The following is a 19795-nucleotide window of genomic DNA, read 5'->3' on the forward strand; positions in this document are numbered from 1 at the left end:
CAATTTACGGGTTAACCGATGTTATTCAACCAATCGTCACGCCTGGCCAAGATCACCAGCCCACTGGGGCCGGATGTGCTGCTGCTCAATGAAATGGGCGGCGGCGAAGAGTTGGGCCGGCTGTTCAACTTCGAATTGCAGCTGACCTCGCTGGACGCCAACATCGACCTCAACCAGTTGCTGGGCAAGCCGATGAGCCTGAACCTGCAACTGGCGGACGGTGGCGAGCGGCACTTCCACGGTATCGTCGCGCGCTGCAGCCAGAACATCGACCAGGGCCAGTTCGCCAGTTACCAGGTGACCCTGCGCCCGTGGTTGTGGCTGCTGAGCCGCACGTCCGACTGCCGGATTTTCCAGAACCTGAGTATCCCGCAGATCATCAAGCAGGTGTTCCGCGACCTGGGTTTTTCCGACTTCGAAGACGCCTTGAGCCGGCCGTACCGCGAGTGGGAATACTGCGTGCAGTACCGCGAGACCAGCTTCGATTTCGTCAGCCGCCTGATGGAACAGGAAGGCATCTACTACTTCTTCCGCCACGAGCAGGACCGCCACGTGCTGGTGCTGGCCGACGCCTACGGCGCCCACGCCAACGTGCCCGGCTACGCCTCGGTGCCGTACTACCCCAAGGACGAGCAGCAGCGCGAACGCGACCATATGCACAACTGGCACCTGGCGCAGGAAGTACAGCCCGGTTCCCTTGAGCTCAACGACTACGACTTCCAGCGCCCCAGCGCGAGCATCGACGTGCGCTCGGCCATGCCGCGACCTCACACCGCCGGCGACTACCCGCTGTACGACTACCCCGGCACCTACGTCAAAAGCGAAGACGGGGAACACTACGCACGCACCCGCATCGAAGCCCTGCAAACCCTGCACGAACAAGTCGAATTCAGCGGCAACGCACGGGGCCTGGGTTCCGGCCATCTGTTCAGCCTCACCGGCTTCAGCCGCCGCGACCAGAACCGCGAATACCTGATCGTCGGCGCCCGCTACTACATCGCCCAGGAAAGCCTCGAAAGCGGCGCGGGTGCGGCCTCGGCCCAGTTCGAAAGCACCCTCACCTGCATCGATGCGCAGCAGAGCTTTCGCCCGCTGGCCAACACCTACCGGCCCATCGTCAAAGGCCCGCAAACGGCACTGGTGGTGGGCCCCAAGGGCGAGGAAATCTGGACCGACCAATATGGCCGGGTGAAGGTGCATTTCTATTGGGACCGCCACGACCAGTCCAACGAAAACAGCTCGTGCTGGATTCGCGTGTCGCAGTCCTGGGCCGGGAAAAACTGGGGTTCGATGCAGATTCCACGGATCGGCCAGGAAGTGATAGTGAGCTTCCTGGAAGGCGATCCGGACCGGCCGATCATCACCGGGAGGGTGTACAACGCCGAGCAGACCGTGCCTTACGACTTGCCGGAAAACGCCACCCAAAGCGGCATGAAAAGCCGCTCCAGCAAAGGCGGTACGCCGGCCAACTTCAATGAAATCCGCATGGAGGACAAGAAGGGGCTGGAGCAGCTGTACATCCATGCCGAGCGTAACCAGGACATCGTGGTGGAGGTGGATGAAAGCCATTCGGTGGGGCATGACCGCAATAAGACTATCGGCCACAACGAGACGGTGACCATTGGCTCCAATCGCCTGCGGGTCGTGCGCAACAACGACACCGTGCTGGTGGGCGGGGCCAAGTCTGACAGTGCCGCCACGACCTACACCATCGAGGCTGGCGACAGTCTTCGCCTGGTGTGCGGCGACAGTGTGATTGAGCTCAAGGCCGGTGGAGACATCAACCTGACCTGTGGCTCGTTCAACCTGTTTTCCACCGGCAGCAGCAAAATCCAGACGAAGGGCAAACTGGACATCAACGTGGGCAGCGACAAGGGCACGGTGCCGGGCGCCCAGGGCGTGCAAAGCACGATCAAGTCCGCCGTCGAATCAAAATTCCCCGGCAAGCCCGGCGCTGGTCAATAACGAGATTTATCCACCATGAATTACCTGATCAACGAAGCCCGATTCACCCTGCCCGATGCAGAGGTACAGGACACCTCGATCAACATTCTCAAGTTCGCCAAGCTGGGCACCACGCTGGTGGTGAGCCGCAGCCCGTTGGCCGATGGCGAGACCTTGCAAGACAATTTCGAAGGCCAGCTGAAAAAGCTCGAACAGCAGGTCAAGGACCTTCGTTACTCGCCGGCCCAAGCCGTCAAAGTAGGACCGGCGCAGGACATCGACGCCTTTGAAGTTCAGAACCGTTTCAACAAAGGCAGCGACAATATTTACCAATATCAGCTGGCGATGCAGATACCCGGCACACGCAACCTGATTGCCTTGAGCTACGTCAAGACGCAGCCCCTGGGGCCTGCCGAGGCGGCACATTGGGCGACGCTCAAGAGCACGCTCAACTTCGTCGCCACGCCCTGAGTCGAGTCTGAGCAATGAGTGAAGACCTGTGGGCTGCCCGCGAAGGCGACGCACTGCTGCACACCTCGGTGATGGCCGATATTCTCGGCGGTGTACTGGAAGTGGCAGCCTATGCCGCACTCACTACCGTGGGCTGCCTGGCCGTTGCAGGGGCGGTTTTCCTCGCGACCGGTGCGACCATCGCCACAGGCGGCGTTGCATTGGTCTTGGTAGTGGGGGCGGTCGTTGGGATCACCGCAGGGCTCACAGGGGCCGACCTGAAAATATCCAGTTGGTGCGAGTCAGCCGCCAACTGGGTGTTCCCGCCGGTGATCGACGCCTTCATCACCAGCGGCTCGGACGACGTCTTCATCAATGGCAAAAAGGCCGCCCGCGCCGCCGGCAAGATGACGGCCGTGCCGGTCGCGCCCAGCGAGCCACCGGCGCCCAGCTTCCTGGACATGGCCGGGGAGTTTTTCTCACAAATGTGGCGCCCGACCGTCGCCTCGCCCGCGCCCGGCACCGAGCCTTGCCCGCTGGATACCGTGGCATGCAACAAGCACCCGCCGATGCCCCTGCAATTCATTGCGGAGGGTTCCAGCTCGGTGTTCATCAACGGCCAGCCTGCGGCGCGCAGTGGCGATCGCAGTACGTGCGACGCCAAGATTGGTACAGCCCCGGGCCTGATCTCGCCGGATGTGCGCATCGGCGGCGGGACCATCGTGGTGCAGGAAATTCGCAGCGGAAAAACGCCGGGCGTAGGCCTGGCAATTGCCGTGGTGATGGCATTGCGGGGCAACCTGAAATGCTTCTGGACCAAGCTGCCGTGCCTGGTCGGTGGTTTGCTGGTGGGTGGCGCCATCTCATACGCAACCAGCAAGGTCACTTCGGCGCTCAAGAGCGCCATGAATGGCTCGCCCAATCCGGTTCACAGTGCCACCGGGGCCAAGATTCTGGGCGGGGATGAAGAGCTGGATTTCGTGCTGCCGGGCTTGCTCCCGATAGATTGGCAGCGCTTCTACAGCAGCCTCGACACACGCCAGGACGGCCTCTTTGGTGCGGGCTGGAGCGTTGCGTATGAAGTGTCGATCGAGGTAGATGCAGACGAAAACCTGGTCTACATCGATGAGCAAGGGCGCCGCCTGGAGATCGGCTACATCCCGTTGTCCGGCGGAGCGTTCGACCCGGGCCAAGGCCTTGCGGTCAGGCGCAGTGCCGACGGCGCGGTATTGATCGAGAGCATCGACGGCCTGTATCGACTGTTCGAGCCCGACCCGCTGAACAGCGCGCGGATGCGTCTGCAGCTGCTGGGTGATCGCAATGAAGGGCGGATCTTTCTCGACTACGACACTCTGGGCCGGCTGCATCGCCTGCGCGACCCCCATGACTTGATGCACGTCGAGCTGAACTACTCGGCCGAACACCCACGGCGCGTGAGCCACATCGAACGGCGTTACCTGCGCCAGGAACATTTCGACGCGCGCAGCGATGTGCTCGTCAGTTACCGCTATGACAGCAACGGCGATCTTGCCGAGGTCTTGGACGCACAATTCACAACCCTTCGACGCTTTGCCTACGACAGCGGCAGGCGCATGGCCGAGCACCAATTGCCGAGCGGTTTGCGCTGCTTCTACCAATGGGCTGAAGTACCTGGGCCAGGCGGCGCGGAATGGCGCGTCAGTCGTCACTGGACAGATGCTGGCGATGAATACATCTTCGACTACGATCTCGACGCCGGCATTACCCGGGTGACCGACGGCCTGATGCGCGTCAGCACCCGGCATTGGAACCCTCAGTACCAGATCACCCGCTACGTCGACAACCTGGGCCATACCTGGCAATTCGAATGGAACGAAGATCGCCTGTTGCTCGGCGCGATTGATCCACAAAACGGCCAGTGGCGCTTCAATTACGATGAGTCCGGCAACCTGAGCGCGGTGATCGATCCACTGTCCAGAACCAGCGGCACACAGTGGTTGGCACATTGGGCATTGCCCCAGGTGGAAACCGACCCGGCAGGCAACAGTTGGCATTATCGCTACGACCAGCGCGGCAACTGTATCGAGGAAATCGACCCACTGGGCAACAGCACACGCTATGTCTATGACGGGTTCGGCCAGCCGGTGCGCATCATCGATGCCACCGAAAAAACCAAAACGCTGCATTGGAACGAATGGAGTCAACTGGTCGAAGCGGTGGATTGCTCGGGTTATCCCACCCGTTATCAATACGACGCTTTCGGCAATCTGGTGGTGCAGACCAATGCGGAAGGTGAGTCGGTTCGCTACCGGTACGGACCCGAGGGGCTATTGCTGGAATGCCAGCTCCCGGACGGTCGCGTGGAGCAGTTCCAACGCAGTGCCAGCGGTTATCTCACGGCCCATGTCGACCCGGCCGGTAGCACCACGCGCTATGCCTATGACCTGCGTGGCCTGGTCAAACAACGCTGGGACGCGCACAACCGCACAGTCATGTTCGATCACGACGCGTATGGGCGACTGCGCAAACTGACCAATGAGAACGGCGAAAGCTATCGCTTTGAGTGGGATGCGTGCGACCGCATGGTTCAGCAGCAAGACCTCGACCAGAGTCGGCGCTGCTACACCTATGACCCGCTGGATGATGTCGTCGCCGTCGACTACCTGCCGGGAACCGAAGGCGAATCGGTAGCGCCGTTGTCGCACCAGTTTCAACGAGATCCGGTTGGACGCCTGGTCAGCAAAGTCACCGCCGACGGCACCACCGTCTACGAACATGATCTGAACGATCAACTGGTCGGCGTCACGTTCACCGCGCTTGACGGTCAGCAGCAGCGACTGGGTTTCAGCTACGACGCGCTGGGGCAACTGCTGCAGGAGCAAAGCACAGCGGGCTCCTTGCAGCATCACTACGACGAATTGGGGAACCTGATTCAGACCCAATTGCCCGACGGTCGATGGCTGAACCGCCTCTACTATGGCAGCGGTCACCTGCATCAGTTGAATCTCGATGGGAAGGTCATCAGCGACTTTGAGCGTGATCGTCTGCATCGCGAAGTGCAGCGCACTCAAGGTCAACTCAGAACGAACACCGCGTATGACCGCAGTGGAAGGGTTCGCTCGCGCCAGCGTCGCAGTATTGACCAACCGTGGCAGTTGCCGCCGTTGGTTGAAACTGACTACAGCTACGATCCCAGCGATAACCTGATCGGGCGTCGGCGTGTTGACCGTCAAGAGCACCTGGGCTACGACAGTACGGGACGTATCCTCGTAAGCCACCACGTAGGACGCAGCGAAACGTACGCCTACGATGCTGCAGCCAATTTGCTCGATGGCCCGGGCCAAGGTGGTCTGGTAAGGCATAACCGGCTGCTCACTTATCAGGACAAACGTTACAAATACGACGCCCTTGGGCGGATGATCGAAAAGCGCAGCGCGGCGCGGGGTTTGCAGCGTTTTGCTTACGATGCCGAGCATCGCCTGATCGAAGTACGTAGCCAGAAAGGCGAGCTGAACACGATTGTGAGGATGGTGTATGACCCCCTGGGACGGCGTGTTGGCAAAATTGAACACGATGATCATGGGTTCTGCTTGGGAGAAACACGCTTCGACTGGGATGGCTTGCGTCTTCTGCAGGAACATCGGCACAGCCAGACCAGCCTCTATCTGTATGACAATCACAGCTATGATCCGCTAGCTCGGGTAGACGGGACGGGGAAACACCAGTGTGTGCGGTATTACCACAATGACCTGAATGGACTGCCCGAGTACCTCACGGAGACTGATGGGCTCACGGTTTGGCAAACGCGTTACAAAGTATGGGGCGCCACCCTTGAAGAGGTGCGCGAGGCGTACTTCATTGAAGAGCAGAACTTGCGATTTCAGGGTCAGTATCTTGATCGAGAAACTGGGCTGCATTTCAACACCTTGCGGTATTACGACCCCGACATCGGCCGCTTTACTACACCTGACCCTATAGGTCTGGCAGGTGGATTGAATCTTTACGCTTATGCCTCGAACCCACTGACTTGGATCGATCCTCTTGGACTGAACCCAGCGCTTCTGGAGGCGCTTGGCGTTGATGCAAAATCAATCGGTGTTTATCGATTTACCGACAAAAATGGCAAGCTCTACGTAGGCTCCACTACCGATCAAACCTTTGGCTCAAGGCTGAGCCAACATGTCGCTTCCGGGAAACTACCGGCTGACAAAATCAGCTCGGTTCAATTACACAGTATGAACGGGGCCACCCCTCAAGAAATCTATAAGGTCGAAGCCAGTGAAATTGTGCGAAATGGTGGCAGGAGCGTAGACGGCGGAAAAACCTCCAACCTTCGAGCGCCTGCCGGTACACGTGAGCTGTTCAAAAACCCCAATTGGGTCGCAACAGAAAAATCCAAACCATCCAGATTCGGAAAATGTGGCTGAGGAGTAAAAAATGGGCGCCTGGAATTACAATCCTTGGGAAAACGATGAAGCCACCGACTGGTTTCAAGAATTTTGGAAACAACAGAATTTCGCAGTCCTGATCAACGAAATTAACCAGTTTGATCCCACTGAAGAACGTTATGACGCCTTTAGGGCTGCCTGTTATCTATTACAAACCCTAGGCAACCCCTATATATGGCCAGCGGAGCATTTGGCAGAACTGAAGCCCCTGATCCAGCACGCGATTTCAATACTGACCCAAATGATTGACCCACCCAATGAAGACTGGGGGTTTCTTGATATGTGGGGAGGCAGTGCTGATGTCATCAAGGCAGTGGAAGAGCAAATCGACGCTCTAAAAACGCGTTTAGGCGAACTGGCTTAATCTGGCATACGTACCAGCCCCCAACAAAAAATGGGCACCCGACCCAGTCGGCGTGCCCATTTTTCATCCCGCGCTCACACTCGCATGTGCGTAGCGCGTTCTACATGACTTACGGATTGACACTGTCTTTAAGCGACTTGCCTGGCTTGAACGCAACGGTGTTGCTCGCCTTGATTTTCACCGGCTCGCCGGTTTGCGGGTTTTTGCCGGTGCGGGCGCCGCGGTGGCGCTGCAGGAAGGTGCCGAAGCCCACCAGGGTGACGCTGTCCTTGCGATGCAGCGCGCCGGTGATTTCTTCAAGTACGGCGTTGAGTACGCGGTTGGCCTGTTCTTTGGTCAGGTCTGCTTTTTCTGCAATAGCGGCTGCGAGTTCTGGTTTACGCATAAGTGAAGCCTCTTTGACGGTTTTTTGTTGTTATGTCCGTGCTGCTCTCTATCGGAGCAGCGCCCAAGGCGCCGCAGGCTCTACTCTGCGGCAGACGGGAGTGAGGATGGCATGCCATCGGGGCCTGCGCCAGTCTCACGGCGACCTTTCTACGGTCAAAATGATGCTTAATCCGACAGAACGACCGCTATTTACGCCAGCAACGGTGGAAGTTCTTTGTTGAGGGCGAGTTTTTCCATCACGGCAGTGCCTGTCAGCGCGTAGCCCAGCAGGCGCCCGCTGGCGTCGCGGCACAGGGCCTTGATGTCGGCGCCCTGCCCTTCGACGCTCCAGACGCCTTCGGTGCCTCGTGGCGGTGGCGAGACGACCAGCGGGCAGATCGGGGTTTTTACCGTGACGGGCATCGGGCCGTAGCTGACGGCGGTCGCGTTGCCCGCGAGGGTCTGGGCCAGGGCGCGGGCGCAGCTCATCAGCGGCATCACGTACAGCAGGTTCAGGCCATCGACCTCGGCACAGTCGCCCAGGGCGTAGATGTTGGCGTGGGAGGTCTTGAGGTGACGGTCGACCATGATCCCGCGGTTGATCTGCAAGCCCGCCGCAGCGGCCAGGTCGACACGCGGGCGCAGGCCGATGGCAGACACCACCAGGTCGCACTGGATCACTTCACCGTCAGACAGATGGGCTTCCAGGCCGTCAGCGTTGCGTTGCAGGCGATTGAGCACCGGGCCCAGGTGGAAACGCGCTCCCAGGCCTTCCAGGCCGGCCTGCACCGCTGCGGCCGCCGCCGGGTGCAGCAGGGTCGGCATGACTTGCTCGCACGGCGCCACCAGGTCGATCTCGTAGCCGCCCAGGATCAGGTCGTTGGCGAACTCGCAGCCGATCAGCCCGGCGCCCAGCAGCAGCACCCGGCGTTTACCGGCCGCCGCCGCACGGAAGCGCGCGTAATCTTCGAGGTCGTTGATCGGGAAAATCAGGTCAGCGGCGTCACCCTGTACCGGCACCCGCACGGTTTCTGCGCCCCAGGCCAGGATCAGGTCGCGGTAGGCTACCGCTTCCTCACCGATCCACAAGCGCTTATGGCCCGGGTCAATGCCGCTGATGCGGGTGTGGGTGCGCACTTCGGCTTTCAACTGCTCGGCCATGGCGCCCGGTTCCGCCATGCTCAGGCCGTCGGCTTCCTTGTTCTTGCCAAAGCCGGTGGAGAGCATGGGTTTGGAGTAGGAGCGCCCGTCATCTGCGGTGATCAGCAACAGCGGGGTTTCGCTATCGAGCTTGCGAAACTCCCGAGCCAGGTTGTAACCGGCCAAGCCCGTGCCGACGATCACGACAGGTGCGTTCATTCCTTTCTCCTTGTAGTTAAATTCTGGTTTCAGCCGATTTCGATCATTTCGAAATCCATTTTGCCCACGCCGCAGTCCGGGCACAGCCAGTCTTCCGGGACGTCCTGCCACAGCGTGCCCGGAGCGATGCCATCATCCGGCCATCCGTCTTTTTCGTCGTAGATCAGGCCACAGACGACACATTGCCACTTCTTCATTGCTTGTTTCCTCAGGTCCAGGCGCGTTGGCCCACGGTCGATAGATGCAACCTTGCCGTGCGGCTCAGGGCGTTTTGTACTGATCAGCAGCCGCAGATGCAAGCATGATCGACGCATGAGCCTGGCGCGCCCCGGCAAAAGTCCAGGGCGCCATGGTAAGCTCGCCGCCTCATTAACTGCCAATAATGACCCTCCGTGCCGCATTCAAACGCCCTTCCCGATGCTTGCCGATGGCTGACCCAGAGCCTTCTGAGCCCACTGCCCGCGCCGCTGACACTCGACTGGCTGTTCGATGAAGGTTCGCTGACCCGGCGCCTCACGCGCCTGTCCAGCGATGGCTTCAGCGTGACGCCGCTGTTCGAAGGCTGGCAGCCACTGCGTGACGACGAATGCGCCACCCTGGACTTGCCCGCCGCCAGCATCGGCTGGGTGCGCGAGGTGTATTTGCGCGGCCACGGCCAGCCCTGGGTGTTTGCCCGCAGCGTGGCGGCCCGCAGCGCGTTGCAGGGTGATGGTTTGCACATGGATGAGTTGGGCAGCCGGTCGCTGGGGGAGTTGTTGTTTTGTGACCACGCCTTCACGCGCCAGGCCATCGAGGTATGCCGCTACCCACGGAAATGGCTGCCCGTGGCGGACCAGGCCGATCACCTGTGGGCACGCCGCTCGCGTTTTGATCGCGGGCCGCTGAGCGTGCTGGTGGCCGAGATCTTCCTGCCGACCTTGTGGCAAGCCGTGCACGACCACCCGGAGAACTGCTGATGTATCAGCGCCTGCTCAAATCCCTGAATCACTTGAACCCAAGGGCCTGGGACTTCATCCAGTTGACCCGCATGGACAAGCCCATCGGCATTTATCTGCTGCTGTGGCCCACGCTGTGGGCGCTGTGGATTGCCGGCAAGGGTTCGCCATCGCTGCTCAATATCCTGATCTTTGTGCTTGGCGTGGTACTCACCCGGGCCGGCGGTTGCGTGATTAATGACTGGGCCGACCGCAAGGTCGACGGCCATGTGAAACGCACCGAACAGCGCCCTCTGGTGAGCGGCAAGATCAGCTCGAAAGAGGCACTGGTGTTCTTCGCGGTGCTGATGTTCATCAGTTTCCTGCTGGTGCTGCTGACCAACTCCATGACGATCTGGCTGTCCCTGGGCGGCCTCGCGCTGGCGGCCAGCTACCCGTTCATGAAGCGCTACACCTATTACCCGCAGGTGGTATTGGGCGCGGCGTTTTCCTGGGGCATGCCGATGGCGTTCACCGCCGAGACGGGCAGCCTGCCCGCCGCTGCCTGGCTGCTGTACATCGCCAACCTGTTGTGGACGGTGGGTTACGACACGTACTACGCCATGACCGATCGCGATGACGACCTGAAAATCGGGGTCAAATCCACCGCCATTCTGTTTGGCGAGGCCGACCGGGTGATCATCCTGACGTTGCAGGGCCTGGCCCTGGCTTGCCTGTGGCTGGCGGGGATGCGCTTTGAGTTGGGTGGCTGGTTCCACCTGGGCTTGGTGGCGGCGGCCGGGTGTTTTGCCTGGGAGTTCTGGTACACACGGGACAAGGACCGGCTCAAATGCTTCAAGGCGTTTTTGCACAACCACTGGGCCGGGTTGGCGATTTTTGTCGGGATTGTGGCGGACTACGCCTTCAAGTGATCAAGGGCGAGGGGCACGCCCCCTCGCCACAGCCGTGATCAGGGTTTGATGACGTGCCAGACGTCACCTTTACCGTCTCCAGACTTGTCGCCTGCCGCTTTGTCATTCTTAAAGGTATAAACCGGCTTGCCCTCATACGCCCACTGACTGGTCTGATCCTCACGGGTGATGACCGTCCATTTGCCGGCCGGTTTATCCGTGGATTCCGCCTTCAGGGGCGGCCAGTTGGTTTCGCAGGGGTCTCCGTTGCAGTTGGACTTGCCATCCTTGTCTTTGTCGAAGGTGTAAAGGGTCATACCCTTGTGGTCCACCAGCATCCCGCCCTTCGCCATCCCGGGCTCCGCCGCAAACGCCAGTGTCGGCAGCGTCAACGCAGCCGTTACCAGCAGGGCTTTCCAGGAAAAAGTACTGTGAGTCATGGGAACCTTCCTTTTGTGGTTGTCAGGATTCGGACCCAAAGCGTAGTCCAGAGAGGCGCCGATTGCCCGAGCGACTAAATTACTGTCACACGACTGCAATAATTCCGTTATCTAATGCGGCGCAAGACAGTTAAATGACAAGAGGATTTAGCATGGTTGGCAGGAGCATTCTGATCGTTGACGACGAAGCGCCCATTCGCGAGATGATCGCCGTTGCGTTGGAAATGGCCGGCTATGACTGCCTGGAGGCGGAGAACTCCCAGCAGGCCCATGCCATTATCGTCGACCGCAAGCCGGACCTGATCCTGCTGGACTGGATGCTGCCCGGCACCTCCGGCATCGAGCTGGCCCGTCGCCTGAAGCGCGATGAGCTGACCGGGGATATCCCGATCATCATGCTCACCGCCAAAGGCGAAGAGGACAACAAGATCCAGGGCCTGGAAGTCGGTGCCGATGACTACATCACCAAACCCTTTTCCCCACGGGAACTGGTCGCCCGTCTGAAAGCCGTGCTGCGCCGCGCCGGCCCTACCGATGGCGAAGCGCCTATCGAAGTCGGCGGCCTGCTGCTGGACCCTATCAGCCACCGCGTGACCATCGACGGCAAACCTGCCGAGATGGGCCCCACCGAATACCGCTTGCTGCAATTCTTCATGACCCACCAGGAACGCGCCTACACCCGCGGCCAATTGCTGGACCAGGTCTGGGGCGGCAACGTGTATGTGGAAGAGCGTACCGTCGACGTGCATATCCGCCGCCTGCGCAAAGCCTTGGGCGACGCTTACGAGAATCTGGTACAAACCGTGCGCGGCACCGGCTACCGGTTTTCAACCAAAGGCTGAGCCGCACCGAACTGCCCAGACAGCTGAAAGGACGCGTGTTTAAGTGAACCAAAACTGGCATGGCACCCTGATCCGCCACATGCTCCTGTTGATCACCGGCTGCCTGCTGGTGGGCCTGGTCAGCGGCTATTACGGCTGGAGCCTGGCCGTCGGCCTGGGCCTTTACCTGGGCTGGACCCTCAAGCAATTGCTGCGCCTTCACGAGTGGCTGCGCCAGCACAAACCCGACGAAGCGCCACCCGACGGCTACGGCCTGTGGGGCGAGGTGTTCGACAGCATCTACCACCTGCAACGCCGCGACCAACGCGTGCGCGGGCGCCTGCAAGCAGTGATCGACCGGGTGCAGGAGTCTACGGCCGCGCTGAAAGACGCGGTGATCATGCTCGACAGCGACGGCAACCTGGAATGGTGGAACCGCGCCGCAGAGACCCTGCTGGGCCTCAAGACGCCCCAGGACAGCGGCCAGCCGGTGACGAACCTGGTGCGCCACCCGCGCTTCAAGGAATACTTCGAGCAGGACAACTACGAAGAAGCCCTGGAAATCCCGTCACCGACCAACGACCGCTTACGCATTCAGCTGTACCTGACGCGCTACGGCAATAACGAACATTTGATGCTGGTGCGCGATGTCACGCGTATCCATCAGCTGGAACAGATGCGCAAGGATTTCGTCGCCAACGTCTCCCATGAACTGCGCACCCCGCTGACGGTGATCTGCGGCTACCTGGAGACGCTGCTCGACAACGTCGAAGATGTGAACCCGCGCTGGACCCGCGCCCTGCAGCAGATGCAGCAGCAAGGCGGGCGCATGCAAACCCTGCTCAACGACCTGCTGTTGCTGGCCAAGCTGGAAGCCACTGATTACCCGTCAGACAACCATCCTGTACCGGTGCAAAGCCTGTTGCAGACCATCAAGAGCGACGCCCAGGCCTTGTCCGGGCAGCGGGAACAACAGATTACCCTCGAAGCCGACCCCTCGATCCTGCTCAAGGGCAGTGAAGGCGAACTACGCAGCGCGTTTTCCAACCTGGTGTTCAACGCCGTCAAATACACCCAGGACAAGGGCAATATCCGCATCCGCTGGTGGGCCGACGACCAGGGCGCACACCTGAGCGTGCAGGACTCCGGGATGGGCATCGACGCCAAGCACTTGCCGCGCCTCACCGAACGCTTCTACCGCGTCGACTCCAGCCGCAACTCCAACACCGGCGGCACGGGACTCGGCCTGGCTATCGTCAAACATGTGCTGCTGCGCCATCGCGCACGGCTGGAAATCAGCAGCGTGCTGGGCCATGGCAGTACCTTCACCTGTCATTTCCCGCCGGCCCAGATGACGCGTTCACGGGTTACTCATCAGGACGAGTGACCCTCCACCCGGCAGCCGCCACTAGGCAAGCGCCCCGTCAGCCGCTACATTGGCTGACTTGTGCCTGCCTTTCAGGCCCACCTGCTCACCCTTTTTGATTAGACGGAACCCGCAAAACCCCATCATGGACCCTTCCCCTGGCATCACCCTCGCGACACTCTTCGCCGACTTCGGCATGATTCTTTTTGCACTGATCCTGGTACTGCTCAACGGCTTCTTCGTTGCGGCGGAATTTGCCATGGTCAAACTGCGCTCGACCCGGGTCGAGGCCATCGCCCACAAAAACGGCTGGCGCGGTCAGATCCTGCGCACCGTACACAGCCAGCTCGACGCCTACCTGTCGGCCTGCCAGTTGGGTATCACCCTGGCCTCCCTGGGCCTGGGCTGGGTCGGTGAGCCGGCCTTTGCGCACATCCTCGAACCGTTGCTGGGCGCGATCGGCGTGCAGTCGCCGGAAGTGATCAAGGGCGTGTCGTTCTTTGCCGCCTTCTTCGTGATCTCGTACCTGCACATCGTGGTCGGTGAGCTGGCGCCCAAGTCCTGGGCCATCCGCAAGCCCGAGCTGCTGTCGCTGTGGACCGCCGTGCCGCTGTACTTGTTCTACTGGGCCATGTACCCGGCGATCTACCTGCTCAACGCCAGTGCCAACGCGATCCTGCGCATCGCCGGCCAGGGCGAGCCTGGCCCGCACCACGAGCACCATTACAGCCGTGAAGAACTGAAACTGATCCTGCACTCCAGCCGTGGCCAGGACCCGAGCGACCAGGGCATGCGTGTACTGGCCTCCGCCGTGGAAATGGGCGAGCTGGAAGTGGTGGACTGGGCCAACTCCCGGGAAGACCTGGTGACCCTGGACTTCAACGCCCCGCTCAAGGAAATCCTGGCGCTGTTCCGCCGCCACAAGTTCAGCCGCTACCCGGTGTACGACGCGGTGCGCAACGAGTTCGTCGGCCTGCTGCACATCAAGGACCTGCTGCTGGAACTGGCGGCCCTGGACCACATCCCCGAGTCGTTCAACCTGGCCGAGCTGACCCGCCCGCTGGAGCGCGTATCGCGCCACATGCCGCTGTCACAACTGCTGGAGCAGTTCCGCAAGGGCGGCGCGCACTTTGCCCTGGTGGAAGAAGCCGACGGCAAGGTCATCGGCTACCTGACCATGGAAGACGTGCTGGAAGTGCTGGTGGGCGACATCCAGGACGAACACCGCAAGGCCGAGCGCGGCATCCTTGCGTATCAGCCGGGCAAGCTGCTGGTGCGTGGTGACACGCCGCTGTTCAAGGTGGAGCGCCTGCTGGGCGTCGACCTGGACCACATCGAAGCCGAGACCCTGGCAGGGCTGATCTACGACACCCTGAAACGGGTGCCGGAAGAGGAAGAAGTGCTGGAAGTCGAAGGCTTGCGGATCATCATCAAGAAGATGAAAGGGCCGAAGATCGTGTTGGCCAAGGTGCTGTTGCTCGACTGACCCGCCAATTTCCAACCGCATCAATCGCTGCGTCAACCCCGCATCCGAATACAGTTCAAATGCGGGGCTGACGGACCTTTTTTAGACGACCGCATCGGCGCGCGTTTTATCCTGGTTGATTCCCAACTGAACGGCAGGCGATCCCACCACTTCCCCTGAACGCCGTTCCAATACACCCAGGAGTACCGCCTGACTACCAATCTGCGGAAATCGGATCGGGACACCGAATGCCATGTATCCATCGGCAATTTCCGACGCCGTCACCTCACGGCGCAAGATACGCTCACTGCCTAGCTCGCTCCCCAGCAACAACAATGTCGCAAGCTCGCCCTCCTGCATTCCCTCGGTAGGGAACTGAAACGGGATCAACCCTTCTTCGTCAAAGGGCAATAGGTGCAGTGGCGTGTAATAACCTCCGCCTCCGATATGGACAGGCTGCGGCGCCAGCAAGTCACCCGCCACATAAAGCGCTATCGCAGATGAAGTCCGCGACCCATTCACAGAATGAACGGTGTAGACAATGTGAACGGTGCCGTGTCTGTTCGGCTCAAGGAATCGGGGCTCTACAGGAATGATCCAATCTTCTCGGTCTTGAACGATTAGATAACGTACAAAACATCCACTGCTGTTGGAGCCGACCCAATACACCGATACAACAGCCCCTGGCGTGAACGCCAGCCCTGCACGCAGCCTGAGTGTTGCACCGACCGTGACTACAGGGGACGGGATAACACCGTGAACGGCCTCGTCCACTATCGGCGAGTACATTGAACCCTCGATATTGAGCAAGGTAATGGGTGATATCTGCTCTTCAGCCGGATATTCGTGATACCTGTAGTACAACTGCACCTGCAGCCCCTGGAGCATCAATGCCTTCTCTGGAGCAAGAAATGAAACGATATCGACATCTTCCTGTTCAACTGTCCCGGAAACGCCTGCGCTAACACCATCAGAGCCGTTGAAGGTCACGCTGTAGCGGTCGCCAACATGCATGCCATCCACAAAACTAAAGAGAACAGTAAGCCCCTGCTCCAGCATGGCGTAGCTAATCTCTCCATCCTCGCCACCCTCGACCCAAGGCTGTTTCAAGGGGTCGCGGTTCGGGCGAAAATCATCAATAGCTTTTCTCGCCTCATGCATCGAAATCGACTGATTCATTGGAAGTCCCTCTCTCGTTCAGTGCCCCGGTAACGCACTGTTGAACGACAGTCTGGCGAAACGAGACCACCATGGAACCTGTGAAAAGTAACAGTTACGATGAGTGGTAGGGAGGGGCAATAGGGCTATGGCCAAGGCGCTGCCGGCAACCTGGCGCCCAGCGGCGCCCTCAGGTTTTTCGCGAGCAAGCTCGCTCCTACAAAAGCCTTACCGCGTGCCCAACGCAAAGTTGGGCAACGCCTGCACCGGCTGGTTGAATTCATACGGAATCGACACCAGCCCCAACGCCGTCGTGCGCTGCACCACAAAATGCAGATGCGGCCCGCTGCTGTTGCCGGTATTGCCCGACAGCGCCAACGGGCTGCCCACCGCCACGCGCTGCCCTTCCCTGACGCTGACCGACCCTTGCTTGAGGTGCAGGTACACACCTTGAGTACCGTCATCGTGCTGCACCCGCACGAAATTGCCCGACGGGTCGCCGCTGCGCCCGGCCTGGGCGTTCTCGGTTTTCAGCACCACGCCTGCGCGCGCCGCGATGATCGGCGTGCCTTCAGGCATGGCAATATCCATCGCATAGCGGCTTTTGAGCTCGGAGTGGCTGAAGGTGCCGTTCGGGCCTTGAGTGAGTCGGAACGGCCCGCCGCGCCAGGGCAAGGGATATCGATAGGAAACAGGTTGCGCAGGATGTACAGGCTTGGGCATCACCCGCTCCTGATACACAAACGCCTGCGCCCCGGGCGTGTACCGGTCACTGAAAACCACGGCGCCGTCAGCGTCGATGGATTTGTAGAGGGTCATGGACATCGCCGAAGGGGCGGTGATTAACAATCCACAGAACAGCAGTGAGCGCACGAACATGGGGTTGCCTGCCAGGGACGACTGAATGGCAGGCTAACAAGGGATCATGACAGTGCTATGTGAACCGTCCACTGGCCCTGTGGCGAGGGAGCAAGCTCCCTCGCCACAGGTAAAGCGTTGGCCTGAATTGACTGCCAGGTCACGCGCCCGGCACAAAATGCTTCTGCGCGGTGCCGCGAGCGATCAGCCGCGAGATGTAATCGAGCTTCTGCGCGTCCTGGTCGATAAACCGGAAGGTCAGTTGCAGCCAATCACTGTCCGGCTTGGGCTCGTAGGCCACGACGGCGTGCAGGTAGCCGTTAAGGCGCGCCACCTCGGCATTTTCACCCTGCTCCAGGTCGAGCACGGCGCTTTCCAGTACCTGAGGCAGGACTTCGCCGCGACGCACCACCAGCAGCGCTTCCTTGATGCTCAAGGCCTTGATCACGCATTGCTGGGTGCCGCTGGACAGGCGCAACTGGCCCTGGCCACGACCGCTGGCGGGCGATGCGGTCGGAGCGGCCTGCACCGGCGGGCTGTTGAGCAAGCCTTTGCTGGGTGCGGCCACCGGAGCCGGCTTTACTGCTTCAGGCTTGCCGCCCGTCAGGGCGCTGAGGGAGTCGTTGCCGAACGCCGAGTTCATCTTGGTCGGCGCGCTGGCGATCAACGCGTCGAGGCGACCAATCTTGTTCAGCGCCTGCTTGACCTTGTTCAGCAGCTGCTCGTTGGTGAAGGGCTTGCTCACGTAGCCGGAAACCCCGGCCTGGATCGCCTGCACCACGTTTTCCTTGTCACCACGGCTGGTCACCATGACGAACGGCATGGCTTTCAGATGAGGCTGCTCGCGGCACCAGGTCAGCAGCTCCAGGCCGGACATTTCCGGCATTTCCCAGTCACACAGCACCATGTCGAAGGTTTCGCGCATCAGGATGGCCTGGGCTTTTTTGCCGTTCACCGCATCTTCGATCTTGATCCCGGGGAAGTAGTTGCGCAGGCACTTCTTCACCAGGTCGCGAATAAACGAGGCGTCATCCACCACCAACACACTGACTTTGCTCATCGACCCTTCATCCTATAAAAACCCCGGCAAGCATAACGCTTCGCTGATGGCATTTCGCCAAAACTCTTCAGTCACGCCAGGACTTTACGTTTCCCCGCCGCGCAAAATTCGTACGCCACAAACGAAAACGCCCGACCAAAGGCCGGGCGTTTATTTCTCGGGCAATCTTACTTATCGTCAGGAACGCCCGGAACATTAGGGATTTGATCGGCCGTGCCTTCAACTTCGGCTTTCATGCGCTTGAGGCCCATGTGCCGCACGTCGGTACCCCGAACCAGGTAGATCACCAGTTCCGAGATATTGCGCGCGTGGTCGCCGATGCGCTCCAGCGAACGCAGGACCCAGATGATGCTCAACACCCGCGAGATAGAGCGCGGGTCTTCCATCATGTAGGTCGCCAGCTCGCGCAGGGCGGTCTTGTATTCGCGGTCGATGATCTTGTCGTACTGCGCCACCGACAACGCCAGTTCGGCGTCAAAGCGGGCAAACGCGTCGAGGGCGTCGCGGACCATGTTGCGCACCTGGTCGCCGATGTGGCGCACTTCGACGTAACCGCGCGGCGCTTCGCCTTCTTCGCACAACTGGATGGCGCGGCGGGCGATCTTGGTGGCTTCGTCGCCGATGCGCTCCAGGTCGATCACGGACTTGGAGATGCTGATGATCAAACGCAGGTCGGACGCCGCCGGCTGACGACGGGCCAGGATGCGCAGGCATTCTTCGTCGATGTTGCGTTCCATCTGGTTGATCTGGTCATCGATCTCGCGCACTTGCTGGGCCAGGCCCGAGTCGGCCTCGATCAGCGCGGTGACCGCATCGTTGACTTGCTTCTCCACCAGCCCGCCCATGGCCAGGAGGTGGCTGCGCACTTCCTCAAGCTCGGCGTTGAACTGCGCGGAGATGTGATGGGTAAGGCCTTCTTTGCTAATCATGTTGGCGTCCTTGGAACGTCCGGTAAGGTGCGGTCGACCGCAGCATCAGTTCAGTGTGCAACCTGCCAGCTGCTAGCCGTAGCGACCGGTGATGTAGTCTTCGGTCTGCTTCTTCGCCGGGTTGGTGAACAGGGTATCGGTGTCGCCAAATTCCACCAGCTTGCCCATGTACATGAACGCGGTGTAGTCGGAAACCCGCGCCGCCTGCTGCATGTTGTGGGTCACGATCACGATGGTGAACTTGGATTTCAGTTCGTAGATCAGCTCTTCGACTTTCAACGTGGAGATCGGGTCGAGTGCCGAGCACGGTTCATCGAGCAGCAGTACTTCAGGCTCCACGGCGATAGTGCGGGCGATCACCAGACGTTGCTGCTGGCCGCCGGACAAGCCGAGGGCCGACTCGTGCAGGCGGTCCTTGACCTCGTCCCACAGCGCCGCGCCTTTCAGTGCCCACTCAACGGCTTCGTCGAGGATGCGCTTCTTGTTGATGCCCTGGATGCGCAGGCCGTAGACCACGTTTTCATAGATGGTCTTGGGAAACGGGTTCGGCTTCTGGAACACCATGCCCACCCGGCGACGCAGCTCGGCCACGTCTTCGCCCTTGCGGTAGATGTTGGTGCCGTACAGGTTGATGGCGCCCTCGACGCGGCAGCCGTCCACCAGGTCGTTCATCCGGTTGAAGGTGCGCAGCAAGGTCGACTTGCCGCAGCCGGACGGGCCGATGAAGGCGGTCACGCGTTGCTTGGGGATGTTCATGCTGACGTCGTACAGCGCCTGCTTGTCGCCGTAGTACAGGCTCAGGCCCGGCACTTCGATGGCCACGGTTTCCTGGGCCAGGCTCAGGCTCTGCTTGTCGCGACCCAGGGCTGACATGTTGATGCCGTGGGAATGAGTGTCTTGTTGCATGGGATGCTCCCTGTGCTACCAATTCGTTTCGTTGAACCGCCGGGGCGGCTTACTCAA

Annotated in this window: 18 protein-coding genes; 9 read left to right on the plus strand and 9 right to left on the minus strand. The window is 60.4% G+C overall.

The features are described from left to right. The first annotated feature begins 18 nt into the window (after positions 1 to 18). The 4 genes from JFV30_RS28405 to JFV30_RS28420 are packed head-to-tail and all read left to right on the plus strand — an operon-like array spanning position 19 to position 7185. On the plus strand, positions 19 to 1965 hold the full coding sequence (locus JFV30_RS28405) for a type VI secretion system Vgr family protein (RefSeq protein WP_201125713.1): 1947 nt from the start codon (positions 19 to 21) through the stop codon (positions 1963 to 1965). Between the two features lie 15 nt (positions 1966 to 1980). Next, positions 1981 to 2415 carry a DcrB-related protein gene (locus tag JFV30_RS28410; RefSeq protein ID WP_010168282.1) on the plus strand — a complete coding sequence of 145 codons (435 nt, stop codon included), beginning with the start codon at positions 1981 to 1983 and terminating at the stop codon, positions 2413 to 2415. Between the two features lie 14 nt (positions 2416 to 2429). Then, entirely contained in the window at positions 2430 to 6800 is a 4371-nt protein-coding gene (locus tag JFV30_RS28415) for an RHS repeat-associated core domain-containing protein (protein WP_201125714.1), read from the plus strand. A gap of 10 nt (positions 6801 to 6810) precedes the next feature. Continuing rightward, positions 6811 to 7185 carry a DUF4259 domain-containing protein gene (locus JFV30_RS28420; RefSeq protein ID WP_201125715.1) on the plus strand — a complete coding sequence of 125 codons (375 nt, stop codon included), beginning with the start codon at positions 6811 to 6813 and terminating at the stop codon, positions 7183 to 7185. 109 nt (positions 7186 to 7294) lie between these two features. Here the strand turns inward: JFV30_RS28420 and JFV30_RS28425 are convergent, their stop codons facing one another. The 3 genes from JFV30_RS28425 to JFV30_RS28435 form a co-directional block, all read right to left on the minus strand. Further along, the gene (locus JFV30_RS28425) at positions 7295 to 7570 is read right to left on the minus strand and encodes an HU family DNA-binding protein (protein ID WP_003213368.1); all 276 of its coding nucleotides are present in this window, start codon (positions 7568 to 7570) and stop codon (positions 7295 to 7297) included. Positions 7571 to 7761: 191 nt separating this feature from the next. Beyond that, on the minus strand, positions 7762 to 8910 hold the full coding sequence (locus JFV30_RS28430) for an NAD(P)/FAD-dependent oxidoreductase (RefSeq protein WP_201125716.1): 1149 nt from the start codon (positions 8908 to 8910) through the stop codon (positions 7762 to 7764). A gap of 29 nt (positions 8911 to 8939) precedes the next feature. Beyond that, the gene (locus JFV30_RS28435; RefSeq protein ID WP_003213373.1) at positions 8940 to 9107 is read right to left on the minus strand and encodes a rubredoxin; all 168 of its coding nucleotides are present in this window, start codon (positions 9105 to 9107) and stop codon (positions 8940 to 8942) included. A gap of 195 nt (positions 9108 to 9302) precedes the next feature. On the opposite strand from JFV30_RS28435, the gene JFV30_RS28440 reads away from it, so the two are divergent. Both JFV30_RS28440 and ubiA read left to right on the plus strand, forming a co-directional pair. Then, positions 9303 to 9866 carry a chorismate lyase gene (locus JFV30_RS28440; RefSeq protein WP_201125717.1) on the plus strand — a complete coding sequence of 188 codons (564 nt, stop codon included), beginning with the start codon at positions 9303 to 9305 and terminating at the stop codon, positions 9864 to 9866. Continuing rightward, the gene (gene ubiA, locus JFV30_RS28445; protein ID WP_201125718.1) at positions 9866 to 10756 is read left to right on the plus strand and encodes a 4-hydroxybenzoate octaprenyltransferase; all 891 of its coding nucleotides are present in this window, start codon (positions 9866 to 9868) and stop codon (positions 10754 to 10756) included. The genes JFV30_RS28440 and ubiA overlap by 1 nt, the downstream gene beginning before the upstream one ends. A gap of 38 nt (positions 10757 to 10794) precedes the next feature. Here ubiA and JFV30_RS28450 read toward each other — a convergent pair whose 3' ends face one another. Continuing rightward, positions 10795 to 11175, minus strand: coding sequence for a COG4315 family predicted lipoprotein (locus JFV30_RS28450; RefSeq protein ID WP_201125719.1), 381 nt, complete (start codon positions 11173 to 11175; stop codon positions 10795 to 10797). Positions 11176 to 11327: 152 nt separating this feature from the next. Between JFV30_RS28450 and phoB the strand changes: the two genes are divergently transcribed. The 3 genes from phoB (at position 11328) to JFV30_RS28465 (ending at position 14848) form a co-directional block, all read left to right on the plus strand. Continuing rightward, entirely contained in the window at positions 11328 to 12017 is a 690-nt protein-coding gene (gene phoB / locus JFV30_RS28455) for a phosphate regulon transcriptional regulator PhoB (RefSeq protein ID WP_003176964.1), read from the plus strand. A 43-nt stretch (positions 12018 to 12060) separates the two neighbouring features. Beyond that, complete coding sequence (gene phoR, locus JFV30_RS28460) at positions 12061 to 13383, plus strand: phosphate regulon sensor histidine kinase PhoR (protein ID WP_201125720.1); 1323 nt, start codon at positions 12061 to 12063, stop codon at positions 13381 to 13383. A gap of 124 nt (positions 13384 to 13507) precedes the next feature. Further along, positions 13508 to 14848, plus strand: coding sequence for a hemolysin family protein (locus tag JFV30_RS28465; protein ID WP_003213385.1), 1341 nt, complete (start codon positions 13508 to 13510; stop codon positions 14846 to 14848). 81 nt (positions 14849 to 14929) lie between these two features. On the opposite strand, the gene JFV30_RS28470 is transcribed toward JFV30_RS28465, so the two are convergent. From JFV30_RS28470 to pstB, 5 genes are all read right to left on the minus strand, one after another. After that, entirely contained in the window at positions 14930 to 16006 is a 1077-nt protein-coding gene (locus JFV30_RS28470) for a hypothetical protein (protein ID WP_201125721.1), read from the minus strand. A 207-nt stretch (positions 16007 to 16213) separates the two neighbouring features. Next, on the minus strand, positions 16214 to 16864 hold the full coding sequence (locus JFV30_RS28475) for a M23 family metallopeptidase (protein ID WP_201125722.1): 651 nt from the start codon (positions 16862 to 16864) through the stop codon (positions 16214 to 16216). A gap of 139 nt (positions 16865 to 17003) precedes the next feature. Next, on the minus strand, positions 17004 to 17903 hold the full coding sequence (locus JFV30_RS28480; RefSeq protein ID WP_010168318.1) for a response regulator: 900 nt from the start codon (positions 17901 to 17903) through the stop codon (positions 17004 to 17006). Between the two features lie 167 nt (positions 17904 to 18070). After that, on the minus strand, positions 18071 to 18832 hold the full coding sequence (gene phoU / locus JFV30_RS28485) for a phosphate signaling complex protein PhoU (protein WP_010168319.1): 762 nt from the start codon (positions 18830 to 18832) through the stop codon (positions 18071 to 18073). Positions 18833 to 18904: 72 nt separating this feature from the next. Then, on the minus strand, positions 18905 to 19738 hold the full coding sequence (gene pstB / locus JFV30_RS28490; protein WP_010168321.1) for a phosphate ABC transporter ATP-binding protein PstB: 834 nt from the start codon (positions 19736 to 19738) through the stop codon (positions 18905 to 18907). Between the last annotated feature and the right edge of the window lie 57 nt (positions 19739 to 19795).

The sequence above is a fragment of the Pseudomonas sp. TH32 genome, from assembly GCF_016650855.1.
Classification (GTDB): Bacteria; Pseudomonadota; Gammaproteobacteria; order Pseudomonadales; family Pseudomonadaceae; genus Aquipseudomonas.

Bases quoted from the DNA above. Each gene is read 5' to 3' on its own strand.
- phoU (WP_010168319.1), bottom strand. From the start codon at position 18,832: ATGATTAGCAAAGAAGGCCTTACCCATCACATCTCCGCGCAGTTCAAC.
- JFV30_RS28425 (WP_003213368.1), bottom strand. From the start codon at position 7,570: ATGCGTAAACCAGAACTCGCAGCCGCTATTGCAGAAAAAGCAGACCTG.
- phoB (WP_003176964.1), top strand. From the start codon at position 11,328: ATGGTTGGCAGGAGCATTCTGATCGTTGACGACGAAGCGCCCATTCGC.
- JFV30_RS28480 (WP_010168318.1), bottom strand. From the start codon at position 17,903: ATGAGCAAAGTCAGTGTGTTGGTGGTGGATGACGCCTCGTTTATTCGC.
- JFV30_RS28470 (WP_201125721.1), bottom strand. From the start codon at position 16,006: ATGAATCAGTCGATTTCGATGCATGAGGCGAGAAAAGCTATTGATGAT.
- pstB (WP_010168321.1), bottom strand. From the start codon at position 19,738: ATGCAACAAGACACTCATTCCCACGGCATCAACATGTCAGCCCTGGGT.
- JFV30_RS28475 (WP_201125722.1), bottom strand. From the start codon at position 16,864: ATGTTCGTGCGCTCACTGCTGTTCTGTGGATTGTTAATCACCGCCCCT.
- ubiA (WP_201125718.1), top strand. From the start codon at position 9,866: ATGTATCAGCGCCTGCTCAAATCCCTGAATCACTTGAACCCAAGGGCC.
- JFV30_RS28410 (WP_010168282.1), top strand. From the start codon at position 1,981: ATGAATTACCTGATCAACGAAGCCCGATTCACCCTGCCCGATGCAGAG.
- JFV30_RS28465 (WP_003213385.1), top strand. From the start codon at position 13,508: ATGGACCCTTCCCCTGGCATCACCCTCGCGACACTCTTCGCCGACTTC.
- JFV30_RS28415 (WP_201125714.1), top strand. From the start codon at position 2,430: ATGAGTGAAGACCTGTGGGCTGCCCGCGAAGGCGACGCACTGCTGCAC.
- JFV30_RS28420 (WP_201125715.1), top strand. From the start codon at position 6,811: ATGGGCGCCTGGAATTACAATCCTTGGGAAAACGATGAAGCCACCGAC.
- JFV30_RS28405 (WP_201125713.1), top strand. From the start codon at position 19: ATGTTATTCAACCAATCGTCACGCCTGGCCAAGATCACCAGCCCACTG.
- JFV30_RS28450 (WP_201125719.1), bottom strand. From the start codon at position 11,175: ATGACTCACAGTACTTTTTCCTGGAAAGCCCTGCTGGTAACGGCTGCG.
- JFV30_RS28435 (WP_003213373.1), bottom strand. From the start codon at position 9,107: ATGAAGAAGTGGCAATGTGTCGTCTGTGGCCTGATCTACGACGAAAAA.
- JFV30_RS28430 (WP_201125716.1), bottom strand. From the start codon at position 8,910: ATGAACGCACCTGTCGTGATCGTCGGCACGGGCTTGGCCGGTTACAAC.